Source organism: Chryseobacterium sp. MEBOG06, from assembly GCF_021869765.1.
GTDB lineage: Bacteria > Bacteroidota > Bacteroidia > Flavobacteriales > Weeksellaceae > Chryseobacterium.
Map to the genome: position 1 here is coordinate 4492684 of NZ_CP084580.1, position 22740 is coordinate 4515423.

Sequence of the window (22740 nt, forward strand, 5' to 3'; positions counted from 1 at the left end):
GTAAATTAGCGCACTCTAAATAAAAAAACTAATTTCTTTAATTCATGAAATACTTATTTTTCACATTTTTCTGCATCTCAATGAGCTTTGCACAATCTTCTCAATATGGCCTGGATAAACTTGGAAAAAACCCCGTAACATTTATCGATAGTGTGAAGGTCAACAGATCTGAAATTTTAACCTTTGATTCCAATCGAATCACTTTAATGTCTGTTTATGATCCCGGCGAAGCGACCAGTTTAATCGGAGAAGATGGGAAAGACGGAGCTATCTATATAGAAACAAAGGACTTTGCCAGAAAAAGATTTTTAAGATATTTCAAATCTAAATCAACCGAATTTTCAGGACTATTAGAATCTAAAGGAAATGACAGTACTTTTCAGTACATCCATAACGGAAAAGTTCTAACCAATAATTTTGAAGGAGATCTGGCTCTTATTGATGACAAAGTTTTCAAAACAATCAATATTATAACGAAAAAAGAATTATCATCACAGTATAACATTACAGATAAAGATTATGGGGTTATCATAGCATCCAATGCTCCGGAAGATTCGTCTAAAAAAGAATAAAGATGAACATTTGACTCCCCTATTGCTCCTCTCTGCAAAGTATTCCGGTTTTTCTGCACGGGTAAAATAAACAGCTCCTAATACCGGAGGCTTCGGAGAGCGGAGCAAAAAGAAAATTTTTCGCTTCTTTTTCCGTTTCTACATCTGGCTGTTGTACTCGTATAACCTCCTATCAACTAACCATGTAATCAAAATAAAAAGATGCTTTTTAATTCCATACAATTTGTCTTATTTTTACAAATAGTATTTCTGCTCTATTGGTTTGTAACAAACAAAAATCTCAGACTTCAAAATCTACTTTTACTTATAGCCAGCTACTTCTTTTATGCATGCTGGGATTGGCGCTTTTTGTTTTTGCTCATGTTCTCTACCCTTCTGGACTATTTTACAGGCTTGAAAATGCAGCATGCAGAAAATCAAAAAAGAAAACGTTTTTGGTTTTGGCTTAGCATAACAGTAAACCTTGGATTTCTTGGGATATTCAAATATTATAACTTCTTTGCAGAATCTTTTACCGAAGCTATTTCTCATATAGGTCTGCAGGTAAATCCATGGACATTAAAGGTAATTCTTCCGGTGGGTATTTCATTTTATACTTTTCACGGGCTTTCATATGTGATTGATATTTACAAGAACAGAATTAAAGCAGAAAAGAACTTTGTTGATTATGCCGTTTTTGTGAGTTTCTTTCCTTTACTTGTTGCAGGCCCCATTGAAAGAGCAACCCATCTATTACCCCAAATCAAAAAAAAACGAACTTTTGACTATACAAAAGCAGTTGACGGCTTACGGCAGATACTCTGGGGACTGTTCAAGAAAATAGTTATTGCTGATAATTGTGCGGAAGTTGCCAATCAGATTTTCAATAACTCCGGAGATCAATCCGGAAGCACTTTAGTATTGGGAGCTGTACTTTTTGCTTTCCAGATTTACGGAGATTTTTCAGGGTATTCTGATATTGCTATAGGAACGGCCAGGCTTTTCGGAATAGATTTATTAAGAAATTTTGCGTTCCCTTATTTTTCAAGAGACATTGCAGAATTTTGGAGGCGCTGGCACATTTCTCTTTCTTCATGGTTCAAAGATTATTTGTACATTCCCTTAGGAGGCAGCAAAGGGGGGAACTGGATGCGCATCCGTAATACCTTTATTATTTTTATTGTAAGTGGTTTCTGGCATGGAGCAAACTGGACGTTTATTGTTTGGGGAGCTTTAAATGCTCTTTTTATCATGCCATCCATTGTAATGCAAACCAATCGTAATAATTTGGAAACAGTAGCAAAAGACAACTTATGGCCTACAGTGAAAGAGTTTTTTCAAATGGCACTCACCTTTACTTTGGCAGTGTTTGCGTGGATATTTTTCAGAGCAGAAAATATAACACACGCATTTTCCTATATTTCAGGTATATTCTCCAAGTCTCTTTTTTCCATCCCAACCATCAGACCCCTTTTTATAGTTATTCTTATTATTATTTTTATGGTTATTGAATGGCTGGGGAGAGAAGAGCAGTACGCTATTGCAAAGTTGGGAATGAAATGGAAAAGTCCATTAAGATATGCACTGTATTATGCGGTCATTATTGCGATATTTTGGTTTGCAGGTAAAGATCAGCAGTTTATTTATTTTCAGTTTTAGCCTATGAAAAGATTTATTTCAAAAACAGCATTCTTCGTTGTACCATTTCTGGTTTTATACATCATTACGTATTCGTTTTCCACAGCCGATGCGGGAGATTTATTGCGTTTAGGACATCTTCCCAGTTCAGATAAAAACTACCGGCAAAACTTCACTTCTTTTAATCATACAATAAAGTATACAGAGCTGTCAAAATCGAAAGAAAAAGGGAAGACATATAAAATTCTGACTATAGGAGATTCATTTTCAGAGCAGGGTGAGTCTGGTTATAAGAATATTTTAGCCAATGATTTCAGTGTTTTGCATATTGACTACTTTATTTTAAATAATCAAATCCAGAAGTTGATTGAATTATGCAACGGTAATTTTTTTGATACCTACAAGGTTCAATATGTCATTTTACAATGTGTAGAACGAAACTTACCGGATAAGATACAAAATATAGACTATAATGCCAGGGTAACCACTCAGAAAATTGATTCAATTATTAACAATCATAAACCCCAGCAAGAGCAGGATAAATACGATTTTTTTTCACGTACAACACTGAGATTTCCTTATTTGGCTTTTAAATACTTCACAAACAGAAATTATCTGTCAAATGGACAGGTTTATAATTTTGAACTGAATACCGCATCATTATTCAGCAATCATTCCAATAAACTGTTTTTTTATTATGATGATTTGAGTAATACCACAAAAAATAATTTACCTGAAACCACGATCAAACTCAACCAAATTTTAAACAGGCTTTCTGAAAAGCTTAAAGAAAAAAATATAACTCTGATATTTTTGCCTTCCCCGGACAAATATGACCTGTATTATGATTATATCATTGATAAACAAGGTCTGGCTAAACCTATATTTTTTGATAATTTTAAAAAGCTCCGTAAAGAATATATCTATATCAACTCAAAAGAAATATTAGCAAAAGAATTGAGCCATAAAAAAGACATTTATTATTTTGATGACACCCATTGGTCACCAATAGCATCATCATTAATCGTACAGAAAATAAAAGAAGCAATACAGTCACATGAATTAAGTACGAATGCGGAACAACGTCCACACTTGCATTCAAAATAAAATTATGTTTCCCCGGCTTTGAAAAAAACAAATCAACACTCGACTTTTAAGCCTTTACTTGCGTACTTCTTATTCATAAAACCTATTCAAAAGTACATTATAAATAGCCGGAAAAATATATATTTAAATTAGAATATATTGAAAGTAACAATATGGGAAGAAAGTCTGCCAACTTAGGGCACACAATTTCTTCACGCTAAAACTCAATCCAATAAACACACGTTATGAGAACAACTTTTTTTTCTGACATACAGGGTAAAATACGTTTAACAATGATTTTCTCACTTTTTTCATTTTGCATTTTTGCTCAAAATATAAATCGTGATTCAATCAAGATAAATGTTCAGAATGAAAATTCAAATTTTTATTACGAAAAGCTAATCTATAAATTTAAGTTTGACCCTACTACCTTATCGGATGAGGAAGTAAAAAATTTATATTATGGGAAAAATTTTTCAAAATATAAAACCTCTTTTTTTGATGCAGACTATTTGGATTTCACTAAAAACTTCGGTCAGGGAAATTTAAAAAAAGCCATCATTTATGGAGAAAAATATATAGAAAAAGATCCAACAAATTCTGAGGTTCTTACTTATATGGTAGTTGCCTATAGAAATAAGGATAAAGAAGCCAAAAATTATTATTTATACGCCCTGCAATCAAAGACATTAGTAGACTGTATCCTGAAAAGTGGTGATGGAAAAACAAAAGAAACCGCTATTAAGGTAAATTCAGTAGGCGAAGAATACTTAATTGCAAGTATTCTTGGTAAAAACATCAGGGCTTTCAAAAGAACTTCCATAATGCAGAAGGATGGAACAATAGATGGATTTTCAAAAGGAAATGAATCAATATACTTTAAGGTATTTGAAAGTAGTGAAGACTTTAAATAGCCCCTTTCCAAATCATATGGAAGATTAAAATAGCCGACAGAATCTGGAATTTATATGCCTCATCCTATGGCTGGAAATAATTGAAGAAAAAAATTAAAGTAATTTTTATCTAAATTTACCGGCAAATAATATTAAACTAATACCGTTGCCCCAGAGCATACCATTCCAATGAAAAATAAAATCTACATTAAAAATGTAATCATCTTCTCCTTAATCTTATTTCTTGCAAATCGAGCCCTCTCTGTTTATTTCCACTATTTCAATTTAGGAAGCTTTTTAACAGGGGATACTTTATTATTTTCTATTTACTGGTATGCATTAACGTTCTCTTATATTTTAGCCATCTACTTTGCGCTGAGAAAAACAATCCTTGAAAGTAAGGAATTAAAACTGGCTAAATTGATCGTAACATCCTTAGCCATCATTTTCATTGCCTACAATCTCAGTTTCTTAGCAGAATACATTCAATATTATTATATTGATGAGAAAGACAAAATCGTTACTCATAATGCTGCAGATCGGTTAAAAGATATCTTTAACGGCGAGGACAACTCTGCTCCAAGTTATGAACCCTTTAGTACTTTCATCAAATACCCCTATTTAGTCCTGGTAGATATATTTTCAGGCTTCAAAATCATTAAATTATTTTTCTTCCTGATAACAGATAGAATAATGATGCCCATCTTGTTAAGTTTAGCTTTATACAAATGGTATAAAAAACATCCCGAAAAAATAAAATAAAAGCCAATTCCTTCAAAATATACTTCGAAGTCCGAAGACTTGGGCTGGCAATTACAGTACAATACACATAAAACCGTTCAGTTTCCGGAACGGTTTCATTATTTTAAAGACACAGGTAAGCTTTTTTTTCAACCCATATCAATTGATTCCATATCATCACCTTATCTCCAACTTTTACCTATATTTGTTTCTACAACCTTCACAAATATGAAAAAATACAAAGAAAGAAATATCAAACATAGTCATGGGACTTTTATCACTTAAGTCTGTCTATAAAATCCGATAACCTATCATTCACCAGGTTTTAAATAAAAATCCAAAAACAAAAATACCATCCATGAAAAACCTCCAACGGGAAGATCTCCACATCATAAGCCGCCACTCTAATCTGACAGAGCGGGACATTGAAAGAGCCCTAAAAGAAAATATTTATCATGATAAAGAAATGTGGCAAAAATTTCTGCGCCTGTTTTTTATCACCCTTGGCATTGGCTTTACCACTGCTGGTATTATTTTCTTTTTTGCCTATAACTGGGCAGATCTGAATAAATTTGCCAAACTGGGACTCACGGAAATCCTTGTCATTGCAACAACTATTATTGTTTTACTTCCAAAACTAAATAATACCACAAGAAATATTATCCTGACAGGATCGTCCTGCCTGGTCGGGGTTCTGTTTGCCGTCTTTGGGCAGGTCTATCAGACGGGCGCCAATGCCTATGACTTCTTTTTGGCATGGACTCTTTTTATAACGCTGTGGGTAGCAGTTTCCAACTTTGCTCCGTTGTGGCTGTTGTATATTGTACTACTCAATACAACCTTCTTTTTATATACTGAGCAAGTGGCCAAAGACTGGTCTCCGCTATTAGTGATTACACTGCTTTTCCTGTTCAATACAACCCTGCTTCTGATCTTTATTTTTCTGGAACAGGATAAAAAAATTGAAAGAGTACCCAAATGGTTCACTTATATTCTGGCTTTAGGTTCTGCAACCTTTGCCACGGCAGGAATGATTTTCGGCATTTTTGATGGATATGATTCCGTATTTCCTGTTTTCATACCGATCGTTTTAGTGGTTTTTGGTTTCGGAATCTGGTACGGTATACAGTCTAAAAGTGGATTCTATCTCTCTGTAATCCCGCTAAGTATCATCATTATTATTTCAGCTTTACTCCTCAAAACATCAGAAGGAGGAGATATGCTTTTATTAGTCAGCCTTTTTATCATCGTGAGCATTACACTCGTGATCATGAACCTGATTAACCTTCAAAAAAAATGGAACAATGAGAAATAAAGAAGAAATAAGAGAGCTGCTGGATTATTTCCAGACCACCGAAAATAAAAATATCACACTGAATGAAAAAGCCATTTTTGCTGCTTATGAAAAAAATGATGACCACCAATCTTTAGCGGTAAAAATACTGTCTATCTTCGGAGGCATTCTGGCAAGTCTCGCTTTTTTGGGCTTCCTGCTCATTGCAGGATTGTATGACTCTACTGCGGGTCTTTTGATATCGGGAACAATAGGAATTACCGCAGGAATATTTATCAATAAAGCTTATGATAAAATCATCATTGATACGATAAGCGTTTCATCTTATATCATTGGCTTTGCCCTTTTAACATTCAGTTTGGCTAAACTGGAACTTAATGACAATGTCATAAGTCTTATCTGTATACTGATTGCGGCATTATCATTGGTAATTGTACAGAGCTACATCATTGTCTTTATTTCTGTACTCATTATCAATGGAGGAATTCTGGCGCTCATTGTGGGGAATCATAGTTTTGGGATGATTCACCTCTACACCTCTTTTCAGGCTATCCTTCTTACGGCTGTTTTCCTGAAAGAAGCCAGAATAATTTCCTGGAATCCCGCTTTTTCAAAACTATACAATCCGGTTCGCATCGCTTTGATTTTCTCTTTTCTGGCGGGATTAAGTTGTATGGGTAATGATTATATTGAAGTATCAAGAGATTATCTTTGGATATCATCCGTTATTATAATCTTTAGTATCATGTATACCCTTTCCCGGGTTTTTGAAGTATTGAATATTTCCCAAACCACACAGAAAACAGGAATTTATATCGTAACCGCTGCTTTATTGCTGCCTACTATACTGTCTCCGGCCATTTCCGGAGCTATCTTAATTATTCTTTTAAGCTTTCTGGTGAATTATAAAACCAGTCTGGCCATTGGTATTATAGCATTCATTTATTTTGTTTCACGGTATTATTACGATCTTCATTTCACCCTGCTGACAAAATCCATTCTCTTATTTTCGTCCGGAATTTTATTTCTGGGACTGTATTTATTAACCCGTAAAAAACTAACCTCAAATGAAAAAGTATAAATGGGTCATTATTCTGGCAAACCTCATTATTTTGCTGGTCTATTTCAACTATTCTGTTTCTAAAAAAGAAGAAATCCTTCAGGATGGGAAACTGGTTCTTTTGCAGCTGGCTCCGGTAGATCCCAGATCTCTGATGCAGGGTGACTATATGACCTTACGATATAGTATCTCCGAAAATATAAGTTCTAATCATCTTCCGAAAAGAGGGTACTGCGTGGTACGCCTTGACAGCAGGGGCGTAGCAGAAAAAGTAAGGTTCCAGCAGGAAGCAGCCCCATTGAATAAAGATGAATATCTCATTAAATACACTTCACCCAACGAATGGAACATCAATATCGGTGCAGAATCTTTCTTTTTTCAGGAAGGGCAAGCTGAGAAATACAGCAAGGCAAAATACGGAGGCGTAAAAATTGATAAAAACGGAAACAGTTTGCTGACAGGCCTTTATGATGAGCGGCTGAAAAATATAAAATAAGAACATCACTCCGGATATACTCAGAAGTATACCCTCTAATATTCAAACAACAGCATGAAAAAAGCATTTGAGTTTCTTACTCATTTAAAAGAACATAACAATCGGGAATGGTTTGCCCAGCACAAATCCGAATATGATCAGATTGTGAAAGAAAATAAAGTTTTTTTTAATCAGATCTATACAGAACTTCAGGAATATGATAACCTCAAAGGAATCCATATTTTCCGAATTTACAGAGATCTCCGTTTTTCAAAAGATCAGTCTTCACCTTATAAAACCAATTTCGGAGTTGGATATTCCCGCTCAAAACCGATGTTAAGAGGAGGATATTATATTCAGCTGGAACCTGGCAACACTTTTGTAGGGGGCGGATTTTGGGGGCCTGAAGCCAAGGATTTACTCCGTATCCGTAAGGAATTTGAAATCAGCACTACAGAAATTGAAAAAATTACCTCTGACGAAACTTTCATAAAATATTTCGGAGAGCTCAAAGGTGATTCCGTAAAAACAGCTCCCCGCGGTTTTGATAAAAATCATCCTGCTATCGATTTGATCAGAAAAAAGCAATTTGTAGTGATGCGGAAGTTTACCGACAAGGACGTTTTATCAGACAATTTTCAAAAGGAAGCACTGCTCACCCTATTGGCTATGCGCCCTTTCTTTGATTATATGAGTGAAGTACTGACAACGGATCTTAATGGCGAACCGTTATTTTAAAATCAGAACTTGATCTTATGAACCGTTCCTCTCTTTTAGATGTTTCCTCATTCTTAATTAGTTTTTATCCCCATATATTATTTCCTAACAAAACTTGAGAAGGCTATTTTATTTAAATTTGCAAACAAAAAATATTAAACCAATAACCCAGCCCCATAATTATATATATGGAAGAAATTTTTAAAAAGTACGAAAAGACAATACCCAGAAAACACAGTATAAGTTTTTCTCCAAAATATAAAGAAGAATTCAGAACATTTGTAAATGAAACACTTTTTATTGCTATTGCAGAGAAAACATTCGAAAAATTAGATTGGGACATTGTTTACAAAGATGACTGCAGTATAGAAGCAAAGCGTAAAGAGATAGGATGGGTAAATGAACGCTGGACAGAAATCATTACAGCCAGTTATAAAAATGGTATAGTTCTAGTAAAAAGTGAATCTTTAGGCAGTGAAATGTGGGATGTAGGGAAAAATTCTAAAAGAGTAAAACTTTTTATTTATGCCTATCAGGAAACTTTAAAGACTTTTGACAATCAGTCTCTCAAAAAGCTCGAAAACGAAGTAGAAAAGAAAAATAACTGGGATGACTATATCATCCCTGAAACTCTGCCACAGCCTACGCCAGCAAAAGTTCCCAATATAACACTGCCAATTATTGGGGGGGTATTTCTTTCTTTAATACTTGGTTTTATAGTAGCATTTCTTTCCATAAAAGGATTATATATTATTATGCTTTTTGAATTTCTGGTGGCGACAGGAATTGCTTTTGGTATGAAGTATTTGATTAAGCTCTCAAACTACACAGACTTCAACAAGTTACAATATCTTCTGGCTACCATGATTATATTGACCTATCTCTCTAATCAGTATTTTCAGTATGAGATAATTTTAAATACAAATAACCTTGAAAGAATTGGATTTTGGAACTTTTTACAGATTAGATTTACACAAGGTTTTATGATAAACAAAATGAATCTGGGTTGGATTGGCTGGATCATTAGCTGGATTTTACAACTTGGTTTAACTGCCGTTTTTGCTTATTTAAAAATTGTTACTGTTTTCACAAAATATCTTATTGAAAGAGTACCTATTGAAGTAGTTGATTTTACCTACTATTTTTTACTAAAAGATAAATCAGAAGAAGAAATAAGAAAGGAGCTGGCTAAAAAAGGCTGGTCAGACATAAAAAACCAAAATGAGGTTTTTGAAGCGGTTGGAGGATGGCAAAACGCTACACAATTAAACAGAGGCAAATAAAAATACAGATTCCCTTACTGTACAAGAATACAATGCTTCGAACAGTAAAATAGACTTTTAAAAACCACTCCGAAGTGAGGAAATTTAGTAAGGTAAAGCCATTTTATTTTAAAATTATCTCACTGTTGCAAAAAATATGTACTGACCTCACAAATATAACTTTAATATAAAGACTCTTTTCTCAATATAAACTGCTTTCATTCTGACAGCAGTTTTTTATTATCTGCCCTACAGATAAGGATTCCCGTAAGGTAAGCCCCACAACTTATTCTACTTTTGATATTCAATTTTACTATTAAAAATAAAACAATGAAAAGACTAGTATTAGTATTTACCGTTCTGATTTTTGGAATTTCATATTCTCAAACTGAGCCAAAGCTTGAAAATGATACCCTTACCACCTCAACAGGTTTCAAAGTCTATGAAGGGCTTGACTTAAAAATCGGGACAGGTTCTATGAATGACGGAGATTTTAAATTCATCAGAACGAATGCTTCCTCAATGTTCAATTATTCTTCAACAACAGGCTATCAGGGTTTGGCCAATCAGGCCAATTCTTTTAGAAGGAGTAATTCCGGTCTGACATTCAAAGTAAAAAAAGTAATGCCAAGAGGAAGCAAAAAAAATGGTTTTGTTTACTATGCTAAAATCGGAAGCGGTCTCATCAACTATGAAATTGACATTGAAAATGCCATCAAATCTGGTGAGCTGATCGTTCCCGATGAGTTTTCGCCCAAAGAAAAAACTCAAAATATCAATTTCGAAACAAAATATGATAAGCTTAAAAAAATAAAGGAACTCAAGGATTCCGGAGCTTTATCTGAAGAAGAATTCCAAAAGGAAAAGGATAAAATAATGACTTCAAAATAAATTTTGATACAGCCGTTCTGTTTTTCAGAGCGGTTTTTTATTTCTTTTTTCACCAATGAATCATCCTTAAAATCTAATTTCCCTTAAAGAACCATTATTCTAACATTTATATGTAGATTTAGGCAGTAATAACCATTCTATGAAAGCACAGGAACTTGATACATTTCTCACAAAAAGAGTGCATGTATTTGATTTAAAAAAGAAAGCTTTTGAGACGCTTCATGAAATACTCTCAGAAAACCCTGAAGAAGCTCTAGGCGGCTTTATCCCGAGTGAAGTCACCCTTCTCTTTGACGGATATCAATATCTCATTGATATGCGGTACAGTGATCCTATTATCAGAGCAAGAATAGGTTTATATGTGGAAAACGAACTCTTTCTTGATCATCTGCAGCCTATAGGTTATTACGACCTTGAAGCAGATCTTGATGGTGAAATAGTGGACGACTCGCTGATCATTGAACAGGAAAAATATTTGAAAGATATTGGCATCATTGCACATTTTCAAAGTATGAATGAGAAAATGCCACTGGAATATCTGAGAAAAGATCATATTCAATACGAGTTTGTCACTTACATTTCTATGACCGGAACGCTATTCGTAAGTAAAAATTTTGAAGGGGCCGGAGTGTTCATTCATTATGCAAAAACCTATTTAGAAACAACCAAAAATAGTCTTCCCGACAAAGATTATTTAAAGGAATCAAAGAGGTTTTTGAAAATGACGGGTACATATCTTATTAATAACAATCTGGTGTCGGAAGAATTGAAACAAAAATTATAAATGATGAAATCTAAAAAAACACTTTTACTATTTTTTTCTTTACTCGTGGCTTTATTTATGGTGAACCGGCTAAACACCAATGATTACTTTCAATCAAACTACAAAGACCTTACACCAGAACAGGAAAGTATATTTAAGTGGAAGAATGGAGATGATGAAAACTCACTTCAGAAAAGATATAAAAAATACTTTTCTGATAAATCTTATGCTTTTCCCCGGCAAAATGTAAGTAAGGTTAAGCTATTTGAAAATATACCATTAGCTGGACCATTGATGGGCAAAACATTAAAACCATTTCAGATAAATCGTTTTATAAATTTTTGTAATGACCCAGAAAATTTCGATTGGAAAGAAACAACCTGGCAAGTAAATGACAGCGAATATTATTTCAAACTTTATAACGACGATAATGAAGTTGTGGGAAAAATTTATTTTTGTCTTGAAAAATGCGGGATGACAAGTTCAAAACCATTTTGTCCGGCAATGAAATTTGGAGGCCTTTCTGAAAAGGGGAAAAACCAAATTGAAAAATTAATTAATGATAAAGCAAACTGGGACTAACAGACCAGCAAACACAACTTCGTCTGCGTAATATTTACAAGTATGTAGATGGTAAGTGAATCTATATTATTTTAGCAACTATGTATATTCAGGAAATCTCAATCGATATTACGACTAAAGCAAATAAAAATGAGCTTATAGATGCACTTAGTTTACTTTTAGAATTTTACAGGGGAAATGGACAAACTCAGGGAAGAATTGAGACTCAATATATTGAAAAGAATAAAATGGTATGTCTTCCTTTTACCCTTGAAAAAAATTCTCTCAATAAAGTACACAATAATAAGTATGTTAACAATCAAATTGAAAAAATTGAAAAATTAGCAGCCTCAAAAATAGCTATTAAAACAGCAGGGAAATCATATGCCGATTATGTAGGTCCATGTACCTGTAAGAAATCGGAATTCTATATTCTAATTACCAACTATATTTCTATTGATTCTCCCATCATTTGCGGGTCATGCAATAAGTCTATTCCACTTTACAGATTACCTCAATATTATGATTTTGGATATATGCCGATTTTAGCATGGGAAGTCAACTATCAGTGCTGTGATCGATTACAAATGAATTGTGAAGTTGGTGAACGATGGGCTTTAAACCAAATGCAGGAAGTAAAATCTCAATTATCTAAACAAGGAGTCACCATTTGTAAGAAAATTGAAGAACTTACCAACATTCCAACCTATTACTATTTATACAATTATAAAAAGAATAGAAAAGGGGACGAAAACAGGAAATGCCCATGCTGTCAAAGAGAATGGAGACTCAATACTACTTTATATAATATTTACGATTTTAAATGTGATCAGTGCAGAATCATTTCAACAATATCACCTAACATCTGATAGCAGCATTTACGTTAGAAAAAAACTTAACTAATGAGAAGAATACTTACAATATTTTCGATATTCCACGTTATCATCCTGACAGCTCAAAATAGTAATGAATACTGTAAATATATATCTGAGGAACTTAAAGAAAAACCTTTAGAATGTATTGACAAGACAAAAGTGAAACCCAATAACGAAATCTATCAAATCTTCAAATGGTCTGCATTCAGAGATAATTATCTTATAAGAATTGAACAAATCAATCATAAATATATTCTGGTTCAAAAGAAAATATACACCCAGAGTTATGATCAGAAAACTGGTGAAAAAATAGAGTCAAAATTTAAAATTATCAGACAAAGAAAGTTAACGCAAAAAGAATATGTGAAATTTATGAAATTGCTTTCTGAAAATCATTTTTGGCTTAACAATAATTATAAATATCCTCCAATATGCACAGATGGTGGTGGAATAATAATTTATGCCTTAAAGAAAAACAAATTATTACAGATGAGCAATGGTAATTGTGCGCCCCAAGATGAATATTTAAATAATCTGTATCAAAAAATAACTGAATTATTTAATTTATAATAAAGCTTTTCATAACAGTGAAAAAGTATTGAATACCTATATTTACAAACTCAAAACATAAGACCTATAGTTTAGACAGACGGTTTGACCTTTGAATAAAATGAAATAACCATTTCACTAAAATTTTAATAATGAAAGAATACACCTTACCACATTTCGGGCAGTTGTCCACAGAAAATTTAGAAGAATATTACGATGTTTATGTCGATTTCAATGGAAATGAAATTCAAATCGATCTTAATTTTGAAAATGAAAAGATTGATGCAGTAAAATTGGATAAAGTAAAAAATTATCTTGAAAATATTGAGAAATTTGATACGCTTAATAAAACGCACATTCTGCATGATTACAATGATGAAGAGGGCGATACCGTAAAATATTACCTGGAACATCATCTTGAAGAAATTGAGCAAGATGAACTTTCGACATTAATAAATTTTGATGATCTGACAACGGAACCACAAGATCAGCTTCTTACAAAATTAGAATTAGTCAGAATTGGGCTTTATCCTCACAGTGAAGATCATTTTGCCATTTTAGACTATTCTATTGGAAAAGAAATAACCGACTATCTGGTAGTTATCAACACAGACGAAAACGGAGAACTGGATTATATGGCCATGGAAAGCTAAAGTAAAGATTAACATTTATTAAAAGCATAAAAACCCGTTCTTACCATAATAAGACGGGTTTTATATTAATATGAAAATCATATAAAAAATTTCAAAGAAATTTAATGGAGGTGGTAATGATAATTATTTACCAGAAAGACATTAATGTAACTTTCACAAACCAATTACAACCTAAAAACTATCCATTTTAAATGTTATGAAACAAGTAACAAATTTCACCCTCATCCTCATAATTTCAATATTACTGGCCGGGATATATGGAATTATCCATGATCAAATTACGTTTACAATTTCTCCTGAATACTATACTCTTTTAAAATTTCGGCAGTTCAACATTAAAAATCTGCCATTACATACAAGGATAAAAGTTGGAATAGTTGGATTTTTGGCTACATGGTGGGTGGGTTTATTCTTAGGATTTGTTTATGCTTTCATTTCATTGTTCCGTGATTCTAAAAAAATACTTAAAGTCACTATAATATCAATTTTGATCAATCTCTGTATAACTTTTATATTTGGAATCTTAGGATATTTATTTGCTGTTTTATTTTTATCTCCAGAAAATACCAACTGGTATATCCCCCTGGAACAAAAGATATTCACAATTTTATAAATGTGGGTTCTATCCATAACTTTGAATATATAGGAGGTATTGCCGGACTTGTTCTCGGAATAATTTACCTGATACGAAAGGCAAACCTTGTTTTTGAGTAAAAAATAAATATACTTTATACAAATGTAATGTGCAAGGTGATGAAAAAATGATTCTGAACAACATTTATCAGAATTACAACAGATACGGGAATTCACTGGTTTTATTTTTTCAGAAAGTTTTTGCAAAATACTCTGTGTAGGTCAGCATTAAAAAAAGACTTATTTTTATGGTGAACTTAAAATCAAAACCAAAACAATCATTCATGAAAAAAGTAATACTAGATCTCGCAACTACCTTAGATGGCTTTATTGAAGGACCCAATGGAGAAACAGATTGGTGCATCATGGATGATGATATGGATTTTGAGGGCTTTCTTTCCGGCATAGACACTATTTTCTATGGAAGAGTGAGCTATGATGCCTGGGGAAATTACCAGCCGGAAGAAAATGCAGGTCCGGAAGAACAAAAACTTTGGGAGGCCGTTCATTCCAAGAATAAATTTGTGTTTTCCAGTCAGAGAAGAGAAGATGGAGGAGCTGTTTTTATTAATTCTGATATTGCAGAAAAAGTTTCAGAAATAAAAACTCAGGCCGGTGGGGATATCTGGTTATATGGTGGGGCAAGTCTTATCAAAACCTTTATTCTGCATAATCTGATTGATATTTACAGAATATCTGTTCATCCTGTTGCTTTAGGAAAAGGCAAACCGCTTTTTGAAGATTTAAAGGAAAGGTTAAATTTAAAGCTTGTTAAAACCAATGTCTTTAAATCTGGTGTTGTACAGCTTGTGTATACTACTCAATAATAATAAACTCACCTATTAATAATGATAAATGCTCAGCTTGAAACCATCATTCTGTATGCAAAAAACGTTCAGATCCTTAAAAACTTTTATGTAGAAAACTTCAATCTGAAGGTCATTGAGGAAGATCAGATCTGGGTTTTGCTAAATGCAGGATCCGCCAATATCGGGCTCCACAGAATGGGAGAAGAGTATCTGGAGAAAACGGATACCACCCGCAGCTATGATAACAATACAAAAATAGTTTTTGAAATAGATGTGGATATAGAATCAGGAAGAAGTCAGCTTATTTCTAAAAATGTTCACATGAGGGAAATCAAAACTTTTGACAACTACCCTTTCTGGCTGTGCGATGGCACTGATCCTGAAGGAAATGTATTTCAACTGAAGTGCAAAAAATAAAACAAACTATACCATCACCATGAAAAGAATAATTGCAATAAGCAGTCTGATTTTAATCCTGACACTCTTCAATTATCCTTTGTTCGACAGCGAGAACATATCTTATTCTATTGTTTTTTCATGCTTTGCTGCCATTTGTTTTTCTGGTGCAAAAATCTATTTTCCGAGTGATACGGACGATTACAAGTCTGTTGAAAAGGAAATGGACAGATTATATGAGTCTGATGGGATTTTTAAATACACCAATGACGGGTTTTATATCGGGCAAAAAAAATCTACGGAATTTATACGATGGAAGGAGATTGTTGCTGTCAATACATTTTCAATTCCGGATTTTATCTATAAAAAACAATCTGTTCTGGAAATTATTACGGATAACAAAACCTTTGAATTTAACCATCAGGGAACACCAGGAATCGAAAAATTAGTGGATGTGCTCTATAATCATCTTCCGGCCTGGGAATTAGACTCCCCTACTTTGATCGTCAACAATTCTGGAAGTGAAAAGACAAAATTATATGAAAGATAAAATTAAAATATCATATTATTAATTTCAATAGTCTGCCAAAACGAATAGTGAATTGATATATACTGATCTTAACAATAATAAATTATTTCCAATAAAAATACTAAAAGATAAAATTGACAAAACCTCCCCCTCAAGTATAAAAGAATCTAAAAATATCCTGCAAAATAATATAAACAATGCCTGTAATCATTAAAGTAAAAAATAAAACCAATTGGATCGTGACTTTTATACTGGGATATGGTTTAATCATCACGCTTTTTATTATTTTGTGTATCATTCCCTTTACCATACATGAAGAAAATTATTTGCTTTCTATTTTTAATTATATTTCTTCCATTATCCCTTTTGCAGGCTTTTTTTTCATATTCCTGTATATCTGGTTATGGAATACTTTCGGAAAAACAATTCTTACTATTGAACCGGATGCTATAACTGTCAGATATAAGAACGATTTATTTAGCCGTACCCGCACCTATTTGAAAAAAGACATAGACCGTGTCCAGACAAAAGACTTTAAAGTAGAAAGATACAAATTGGGGGTCCGCTACCACTTTTCACTGAGTAGCCCAACTTATTCAGTTATTCTTATTGAAGATAATAGAGAGGTAAGAATGGTTGATTGGATCACTCAAGACAAAGCGGATGAAATAGTGGATACAATAAAAAAAGTATGGGACTAATTTTAGAACGTGGAAAAGCATCGATGATTGTGAGTCATGGAGTCAGATCCTTAATTCAAATCACAGAAAAACCTGACAAATAGGAGTTTTATTTTTAATACGACATGTAACACAATCCCGATTACGATTGTCTTATCTAAAAAAACTAAATGAAATCCATTTTAACCTGTCTTATCTTACTGGTAGTATCCAACCCTGTTTATTCACAAAAATCCAGGCAACTGGAAAAACTATTAACAGCTTATGATAAAGCCGGCCTCTTTAGTGGTTCTGTACTTATTGCTGAAAAAGGAAAAATTATTTTCGAAAAAAGTTATGGCTACAGAAATGCTCCCAAAAAAGAAAAAAACACCAATAACAGCCTTTATCGGATCTATTCAACCACAAAAATGTTCACCACAGCTGTTATTCTCCAGCTTGAAGAACAGGGAAAATTATCTTTAAACGACAAACTCTCCAAATATTATCCGGCTTTCCCGAAGGGTGACAGCATTACTATCGCCAATATTCTCTCCCATACTTCCGGAATACCCAGTGATGAAAATTCTGACAATACTGTTGATGAAAATACTCTTATCAAGTATCTTTCTGCAAAATCATTAGATTTTTCACCAGGTACAGATTGGAACTATTCCAATTCCGGATTTTACATACTGGGGCATATCATCAAAAAAGTGACAGGTTTAGACTATGACAAAGCGATAGAAAGTTATATTCTTCAACCATTACAAATGACTCATACCGGGTTTCATTTTAATGATGTCACCAACGAAAACAAGGCCTTTGGATACGAATTTTTATCTGATAATTTTTCTAATGAAGCATTACGCTTCAAAACAGATCATCCTTTTGCCGCAGGAGCAATGTATTCTACTGTTGAGGACTTGTTCAAATTTAACGAGGGGCTAAAAAATTACAAAATACTAATGAAAGAAACCCTGGAAAAAGCTTTCACACCCTTTCTTAAAGATCATTACGGGCTTGGCTTTCAGATCTCAACTGTTTTTGATAAAAAAAGAGTGGGCCACGATGGTGGCGGTCCCGGTTACCGATCCAGATACTACAGAGTTTTAGAAGATGATATTTGTGTGATTGTCATATCCAATTCTGAACTGTCACACACCGAATTCATTATCCCTACCATTGAGAAGATACTATATGAAAAGCCTTACAGTATCCCGACAATAGTGAAAACTAATCCAAAAGACTTGAAAAAAATTGCAGGAACTTATTCCAATGAGAATACGGATTTCTTTATTTCTATCATAGATGGGCAGATCATTTTCAGAGAAAAAAATTATTCTATGTGCTCGTTAATGCCTGTCAGTAATACAGTATACCAACTGGATGAGAAGTTTACTTTTACTTTTCAATCAGGCTCAACCAGGGAAATGGATTCAGTAACAATCCATTTCCGTGACGGCACCGTAAAAACAGCAACAAGAAGTACGAAAAACTTTCTGTGGGGAATCATTGGAGATGCCACGCCTGGCGGCTGGGAGGGGAAAGATATTCCGATGCAGACAGATCTTAAAAAACCTGACATCTATTTTCTTAAAAATTATAAGCTGAATAAAGGAAAATTAAAATTCAGATTTGATAATGACTGGGGATATAATTTAGGATTGAATAATGATGGTAAAAGTATCGCCCTCAATGCCTATGATTTTCCAATAGAAGAGACCGGAAACTATGATATTGTACTGGATATGACCAATCAAGTAAAGCCACAATACAGTATTAAAAAATCGTTTCCAATAAAAAACTAACATTCATATTAACATATTTTCAAACTATCCTGCTATCAGGGTAGTTTTTTATTTTGACTGTTAATGGACATTTTTCCTTATTTTTAGATTACCAAAAATCACCTCATAAAATATTATTTATGCCTCATTTTATTATTGACTGTTCACTGGATATTCTTCAGCAGATCACCCCTGAAGAAATTATGAATGCAGTATACGAAACTGCTGATTCTACAGGATTGTTTGCCCCCAACGATATCAAAGTAAGGCTTCAACCTTATCAATATTTCAGATTGGGAGATAATAAGAAAAATTTTCTCCACATATTTGGGCATATCATGGAAGGAAGAACTACTGAACAAAAAGCACATCTATCCAGACAGATCAATACCCGTCTGGCAGAATTACTTCCCGACATTTCTTTTCTGTCCATCAATATCAGCGATTTTGAAGCAGCGACCTATAGCAACAAAGCGCTTATTAATCCTGAGAACAAGAATAAAGACAGACATTTTGGTTTATAATTCATATTTCTGGTCATTTTATTGTTGTCAGAGCTCCGGTTTTGCACAACAGTATAAATAATGTGGAAAACTTTTTATCATCAACTTAAACTTTGTGGATAAAATATGAATAACTTTTTTAACCAGCCTAAAAATACTTTATATAAACATATTAAACAACAAGTTATATTTACAAACCTGTTTTCAAAAGAATAATAAATACTGTTGATAACTTTATTCAGCACCAGAAATGTTGATCTTTATGATTAAATAAAAAACAATTAATTTTTGGACATACATTACTTTTAATACAGTCTTTTGTACATTAGATTATTAAAAAAACAATCCACCAGTCATCACAAACAATTTTATATGGAAAAATATGCACTATCATCAGACAGCCAGAAAATTCATTATATAGAATCTGGAAACGGAAATACTTCGGTACTCTTTATTCATGGCTGGCTTGGCAACACCGAATGGTGGGCAGATCAACAGGATTTTTTTCAAGATCAGTATCATATTATACAGATGGATCTGGCAGGACACGGAAAATCGGAATCTTCCCGACAGGAATGGACAAGTTCCCGCTATGCTGATGATATTAAAGCAGTGGCTGATGCTATCCATTCAAAGGAAATCATACTGGCAGGACATTCTATGTCCGGGGCCTACGTCCTGGAAGCGGCTTTAAAAATAAAAAATGTTAAAGCTGCCATTTTAATTGACACTTTAAAAGATCTGGATGAATCTTTCACAGAAGAACAGGCTGAGCAAGTTATGTTTACTCATTACCGCCAAGACTTTAAAAATGCAGTAGAAAATATTCTTCCGCAATATCTTTTTGCTGAAAAAACACCGCCTGAAGTAAAGGAAAGACTTCAGCAGGAATTCCTTCAAAATACTCCGGAAATGGCAATCAATCTGCTAAAACCTTTATACAAAACAGATTTCAGAGAAATTGCACAACATATTGACGTACCAGTGATTGCCATTAACTCTGATGCTTCTCCTACTCATCTTGAAAACAACCGCAAGTATCTGAAAGATTATGACTACGTCACCATCACCGAAACGGGGCATTATCCTATGCTGGAAAAACCAGAACAGTTCAATACAATATTGAACAAAATATTAAAACAATTGGCCTGAAAACAAGATATGATACAGGAAGAGATTATAAAAAAATTCATAGATCTGTCAGAAGGTAAACTCAATGCCAAAGAATGGATGGGCTGGTTCAGTAACCATAAAGATGATGTAGAAAGAATATGTGGAAGAAGAGCTTTTCTCGGTATAAAACCTAAAGAAAGCTTTAGTGGTATCAGGAACTTATACATCAGTCAACTGGGCGCTTTTGACTGGCTGAAGTCTAAAAATATAAACACTAATCTTTCTGATCTGTATAAAGAAGGCTGGGAAAAAGAATTTAATGATTTCTGTAAACAGGAAAAACAAAAAGAAAAGCAACTACAGAAAGCTGTGGAGGATAAATTTGGACATCTTAAAAAGGTCTATCCCAGGTTTTTCAAACAATTAACAAAATCATACAGCAGTTCTGATACCATTATAAAAGGGGTAAAGGCAGAAGAGATTCGAAAGAAAGAAAAAAAATTTTCCTTACTGTTTCCGGATGATCTGGTTACTTTCTATCAAAACATTTCAAAACTGCATCTTGAAGGTATCATGATAGATTTTATGGAGTTAAGCTATGAAACCATACAAAAGAAAAACTATCTTTTTCTGGGAGAATTTTGGGTTTACGGTGACGGCGACCAGCTTTATTATAATATTGAAAATCAAAGTATCTACGCCTTTGCTCATGAAAATCACGCTCCTAAAATGATTAAAATAGCCAATTCCTTTAATGATCTTATGGAGAAAAAAATAGTAGCATATTTAAAGGAATATGAATAGAATGCGGTTACAAAAAACATAATCTTAATAGTTTAATATTCCTTGATTTTGAATATTTAGTTCTTAAAAATCTTTTTTTTATCTTTAAAATTCTTCTCCATTTCAAAAAACTTCCCGAAATTTGCGGTCTGTGCGTTAAATACTATTCAATGAAATAAAAATTTAAATTACAACATACAGCAAAACTTAATATAAGTTTTCTTCGGGGCAGGGTGCAATTCCCTACCGGCGGTTACAGTCCGCGACTCCTTTCTCCGGAAAGGACTGATCTGGTGAAATTCCGGAACCGACAGTTAAAGTCTGGATGAGAGAAGAAAATGAGATGACCAATAAGATTCCTTATGGACTCTTGTTGTGTTGTATTTCATTTCCATGTACCGAAGACCATTTTAACTTTTAACAGTAAAATAACATGGAAAAATTATTAGAACAATTCGGAGCTACCTCCAGAGAACGTGTAGAAAAAGCACTTATTACCTTACAACAGGGAAAAGGTATTCTTTTGGTAGATGATGAAAACCGCGAAAACGAAGGTGATATCATCTTTCCCGCTTCCACTATTACAGAACAGGACATGGCACTTCTGATCCGCGAATGCAGCGGTATTGTCTGCTTATGTATTTCTGAAGAAAAGAGTAAGCACCTCAACCTCCGTCCAATGGTGGAAAACAACAATTCAAAAAATCAAACTGCATTTACCATTTCTATTGAAGCCAGAGAAGGCGTAGAATCCGGGGTTTCTGCAAAAGACAGAGTAACAACAATCAGGACAGCTGTGGCAACAGATGCCCTTGCAGAGCATATTGCAAGTCCGGGGCATGTGTTCCCTCTAATCGCTAAAAAAGATGGGGTCTTTGAAAGACGTGGTCATACAGAGGGAAGTGTAGATCTTGTAAAAATGGCCAATCTGGGTGATGATGCCGTACTTTGTGAACTGACAAATGAGGACGGTTCTATGGCAAGACTCCCGGAAATCGTTGACTTTGCCATAAAAAAGGCAATGAGCGTAGTGACTATTGAAGATATTTACGCCTATCGTAAAATGATCATGAGCAATTAGACTTAAAACTGTTTTTAACGCACAGAACCGCCGGCTGATTTTATCAGCCGGCGGTTTCATTTAAATATCTAATTAAATTAAAATTTGAATACTGTTTTTTAATCAACTTTAATAAAAAATCGGACATGAAAAAATCTATACTCTTTCTACTGGGAACCTCTGCTATGTTTTCAGCACAGATCACCCTTATAAAAGCTGCTAATGACCCTATTATCGGGGATATTGTTAACAACAATCTGATAACCGGAACCATAGACAACTCTGCAACAAGAGTTAATATGACTTTAAGATAACCTCCTGAATTTCCTTTGTTGCTAAAGTATCGGTAGAGTCATTTTTCTTTTCCTGTGAAAATGCAGATGTTCGGCAAAAAAAGAATATGGTATATATAATTTTTTTCATGTCACCAATACATTTATACAGCTATGACAATTA

27 protein-coding genes and 1 riboswitch are annotated in these 22740 nt (G+C 33.6%); all 27 genes read left to right on the plus strand.

Annotated features, from left to right (window positions below; all coding sequences use genetic code 11):
- Positions 1–44: 44 nt before the first annotated feature.
- The 27 genes from LF887_RS20480 (at position 45) to LF887_RS20610 (ending at position 22598) form a co-directional block, all read left to right on the plus strand.
- The gene (locus tag LF887_RS20480; protein WP_236856121.1) at positions 45–572 is read left to right on the plus strand and encodes a hypothetical protein; all 528 of its coding nucleotides are present in this window, start codon (positions 45–47) and stop codon (positions 570–572) included.
- A gap of 201 nt (positions 573–773) precedes the next feature.
- Entirely contained in the window at positions 774–2210 is a 1437-nt protein-coding gene (locus tag LF887_RS20485; protein ID WP_236856122.1) for an MBOAT family O-acyltransferase, read from the plus strand.
- Positions 2211–2213: 3 nt separating this feature from the next.
- Complete coding sequence (locus tag LF887_RS20490) at positions 2214–3296, plus strand: alginate O-acetyltransferase AlgX-related protein (RefSeq protein ID WP_236856123.1); 1083 nt, start codon at positions 2214–2216, stop codon at positions 3294–3296.
- Between the two features lie 224 nt (positions 3297–3520).
- Positions 3521–4189 (plus strand): DUF4919 domain-containing protein, encoded by a 669-nt coding sequence (locus LF887_RS20495; protein ID WP_236856124.1) that lies wholly within the window; start codon positions 3521–3523, stop codon positions 4187–4189.
- Between the two features lie 168 nt (positions 4190–4357).
- Positions 4358–4930 carry a hypothetical protein gene (locus tag LF887_RS20500; protein ID WP_236856126.1) on the plus strand — a complete coding sequence of 191 codons (573 nt, stop codon included), beginning with the start codon at positions 4358–4360 and terminating at the stop codon, positions 4928–4930.
- Between the two features lie 337 nt (positions 4931–5267).
- Entirely contained in the window at positions 5268–6224 is a 957-nt protein-coding gene (locus LF887_RS20505) for a DUF2157 domain-containing protein (protein WP_236856127.1), read from the plus strand.
- Positions 6214–7284 carry a DUF4401 domain-containing protein gene (locus tag LF887_RS20510; RefSeq protein ID WP_236856128.1) on the plus strand — a complete coding sequence of 357 codons (1071 nt, stop codon included), beginning with the start codon at positions 6214–6216 and terminating at the stop codon, positions 7282–7284. The genes LF887_RS20505 and LF887_RS20510 overlap by 11 nt, the downstream gene beginning before the upstream one ends.
- Positions 7271–7759 carry a GDYXXLXY domain-containing protein gene (locus tag LF887_RS20515; protein ID WP_236856129.1) on the plus strand — a complete coding sequence of 163 codons (489 nt, stop codon included), beginning with the start codon at positions 7271–7273 and terminating at the stop codon, positions 7757–7759. Before LF887_RS20510 ends, LF887_RS20515 begins: the two co-directional genes overlap by 14 nt.
- A 54-nt stretch (positions 7760–7813) precedes the next feature.
- On the plus strand, positions 7814–8476 hold the full coding sequence (locus LF887_RS20520; protein WP_236856130.1) for a DUF2461 domain-containing protein: 663 nt from the start codon (positions 7814–7816) through the stop codon (positions 8474–8476).
- 167 nt (positions 8477–8643) lie between these two features.
- Positions 8644–9738 (plus strand): hypothetical protein, encoded by a 1095-nt coding sequence (locus tag LF887_RS20525; protein ID WP_236856131.1) that lies wholly within the window; start codon positions 8644–8646, stop codon positions 9736–9738.
- A 309-nt stretch (positions 9739–10047) separates the two neighbouring features.
- On the plus strand, positions 10048–10608 hold the full coding sequence (locus LF887_RS20530) for an SHOCT domain-containing protein (RefSeq protein ID WP_236856132.1): 561 nt from the start codon (positions 10048–10050) through the stop codon (positions 10606–10608).
- A 139-nt stretch (positions 10609–10747) separates the two neighbouring features.
- Positions 10748–11392 carry a hypothetical protein gene (locus LF887_RS20535; protein ID WP_236856133.1) on the plus strand — a complete coding sequence of 215 codons (645 nt, stop codon included), beginning with the start codon at positions 10748–10750 and terminating at the stop codon, positions 11390–11392.
- On the plus strand, positions 11393–11953 hold the full coding sequence (locus LF887_RS20540; RefSeq protein ID WP_236856135.1) for a hypothetical protein: 561 nt from the start codon (positions 11393–11395) through the stop codon (positions 11951–11953).
- A gap of 80 nt (positions 11954–12033) precedes the next feature.
- Positions 12034–12801, plus strand: a complete 768-nt coding sequence (locus LF887_RS20545) for a DUF2310 family Zn-ribbon-containing protein (protein WP_236856136.1) — start codon at positions 12034–12036, stop codon at positions 12799–12801.
- 33 nt (positions 12802–12834) lie between these two features.
- A complete protein-coding gene (locus LF887_RS20550) occupies positions 12835–13377 on the plus strand; it encodes a hypothetical protein (RefSeq protein WP_236856137.1) in 543 nt (180 codons plus the stop codon).
- Positions 13378–13508: 131 nt separating this feature from the next.
- Positions 13509–14009, plus strand: coding sequence for a DUF2004 domain-containing protein (locus tag LF887_RS20555; protein WP_236856138.1), 501 nt, complete (start codon positions 13509–13511; stop codon positions 14007–14009).
- A 196-nt stretch (positions 14010–14205) separates the two neighbouring features.
- A complete protein-coding gene (locus tag LF887_RS20560; protein ID WP_236856139.1) occupies positions 14206–14622 on the plus strand; it encodes a hypothetical protein in 417 nt (138 codons plus the stop codon).
- Positions 14623–14926: 304 nt separating this feature from the next.
- Positions 14927–15469 (plus strand): dihydrofolate reductase family protein, encoded by a 543-nt coding sequence (locus tag LF887_RS20565; protein WP_236856140.1) that lies wholly within the window; start codon positions 14927–14929, stop codon positions 15467–15469.
- A gap of 21 nt (positions 15470–15490) precedes the next feature.
- Entirely contained in the window at positions 15491–15868 is a 378-nt protein-coding gene (locus tag LF887_RS20570) for a VOC family protein (RefSeq protein WP_236856141.1), read from the plus strand.
- A 19-nt stretch (positions 15869–15887) separates the two neighbouring features.
- Entirely contained in the window at positions 15888–16397 is a 510-nt protein-coding gene (locus tag LF887_RS20575; protein WP_236856142.1) for a hypothetical protein, read from the plus strand.
- Positions 16398–16573: 176 nt separating this feature from the next.
- Positions 16574–17077 (plus strand): hypothetical protein, encoded by a 504-nt coding sequence (locus LF887_RS20580; protein WP_236856143.1) that lies wholly within the window; start codon positions 16574–16576, stop codon positions 17075–17077.
- Positions 17078–17226: 149 nt separating this feature from the next.
- Positions 17227–18846 (plus strand): serine hydrolase, encoded by a 1620-nt coding sequence (locus LF887_RS20585; protein WP_236856144.1) that lies wholly within the window; start codon positions 17227–17229, stop codon positions 18844–18846.
- A gap of 119 nt (positions 18847–18965) precedes the next feature.
- Entirely contained in the window at positions 18966–19349 is a 384-nt protein-coding gene (locus LF887_RS20590) for a 5-carboxymethyl-2-hydroxymuconate Delta-isomerase (protein ID WP_236856145.1), read from the plus strand.
- A 351-nt stretch (positions 19350–19700) separates the two neighbouring features.
- Positions 19701–20480 (plus strand): alpha/beta fold hydrolase, encoded by a 780-nt coding sequence (locus LF887_RS20595; RefSeq protein WP_236856146.1) that lies wholly within the window; start codon positions 19701–19703, stop codon positions 20478–20480.
- 9 nt (positions 20481–20489) lie between these two features.
- Positions 20490–21245, plus strand: a complete 756-nt coding sequence (locus LF887_RS20600) for an SMI1/KNR4 family protein (protein ID WP_236856147.1) — start codon at positions 20490–20492, stop codon at positions 21243–21245.
- Positions 21246–21439: 194 nt separating this feature from the next.
- A riboswitch (FMN riboswitch) is annotated at positions 21440–21565 on the plus strand.
- Between the two features lie 92 nt (positions 21566–21657).
- Positions 21658–22305 carry a 3,4-dihydroxy-2-butanone-4-phosphate synthase gene (gene ribB, locus LF887_RS20605; protein WP_236856148.1) on the plus strand — a complete coding sequence of 216 codons (648 nt, stop codon included), beginning with the start codon at positions 21658–21660 and terminating at the stop codon, positions 22303–22305.
- A gap of 125 nt (positions 22306–22430) precedes the next feature.
- Positions 22431–22598 (plus strand): hypothetical protein, encoded by a 168-nt coding sequence (locus tag LF887_RS20610; protein ID WP_236856149.1) that lies wholly within the window; start codon positions 22431–22433, stop codon positions 22596–22598.
- The last annotated feature ends 142 nt before the right edge of the window (positions 22599–22740 follow it).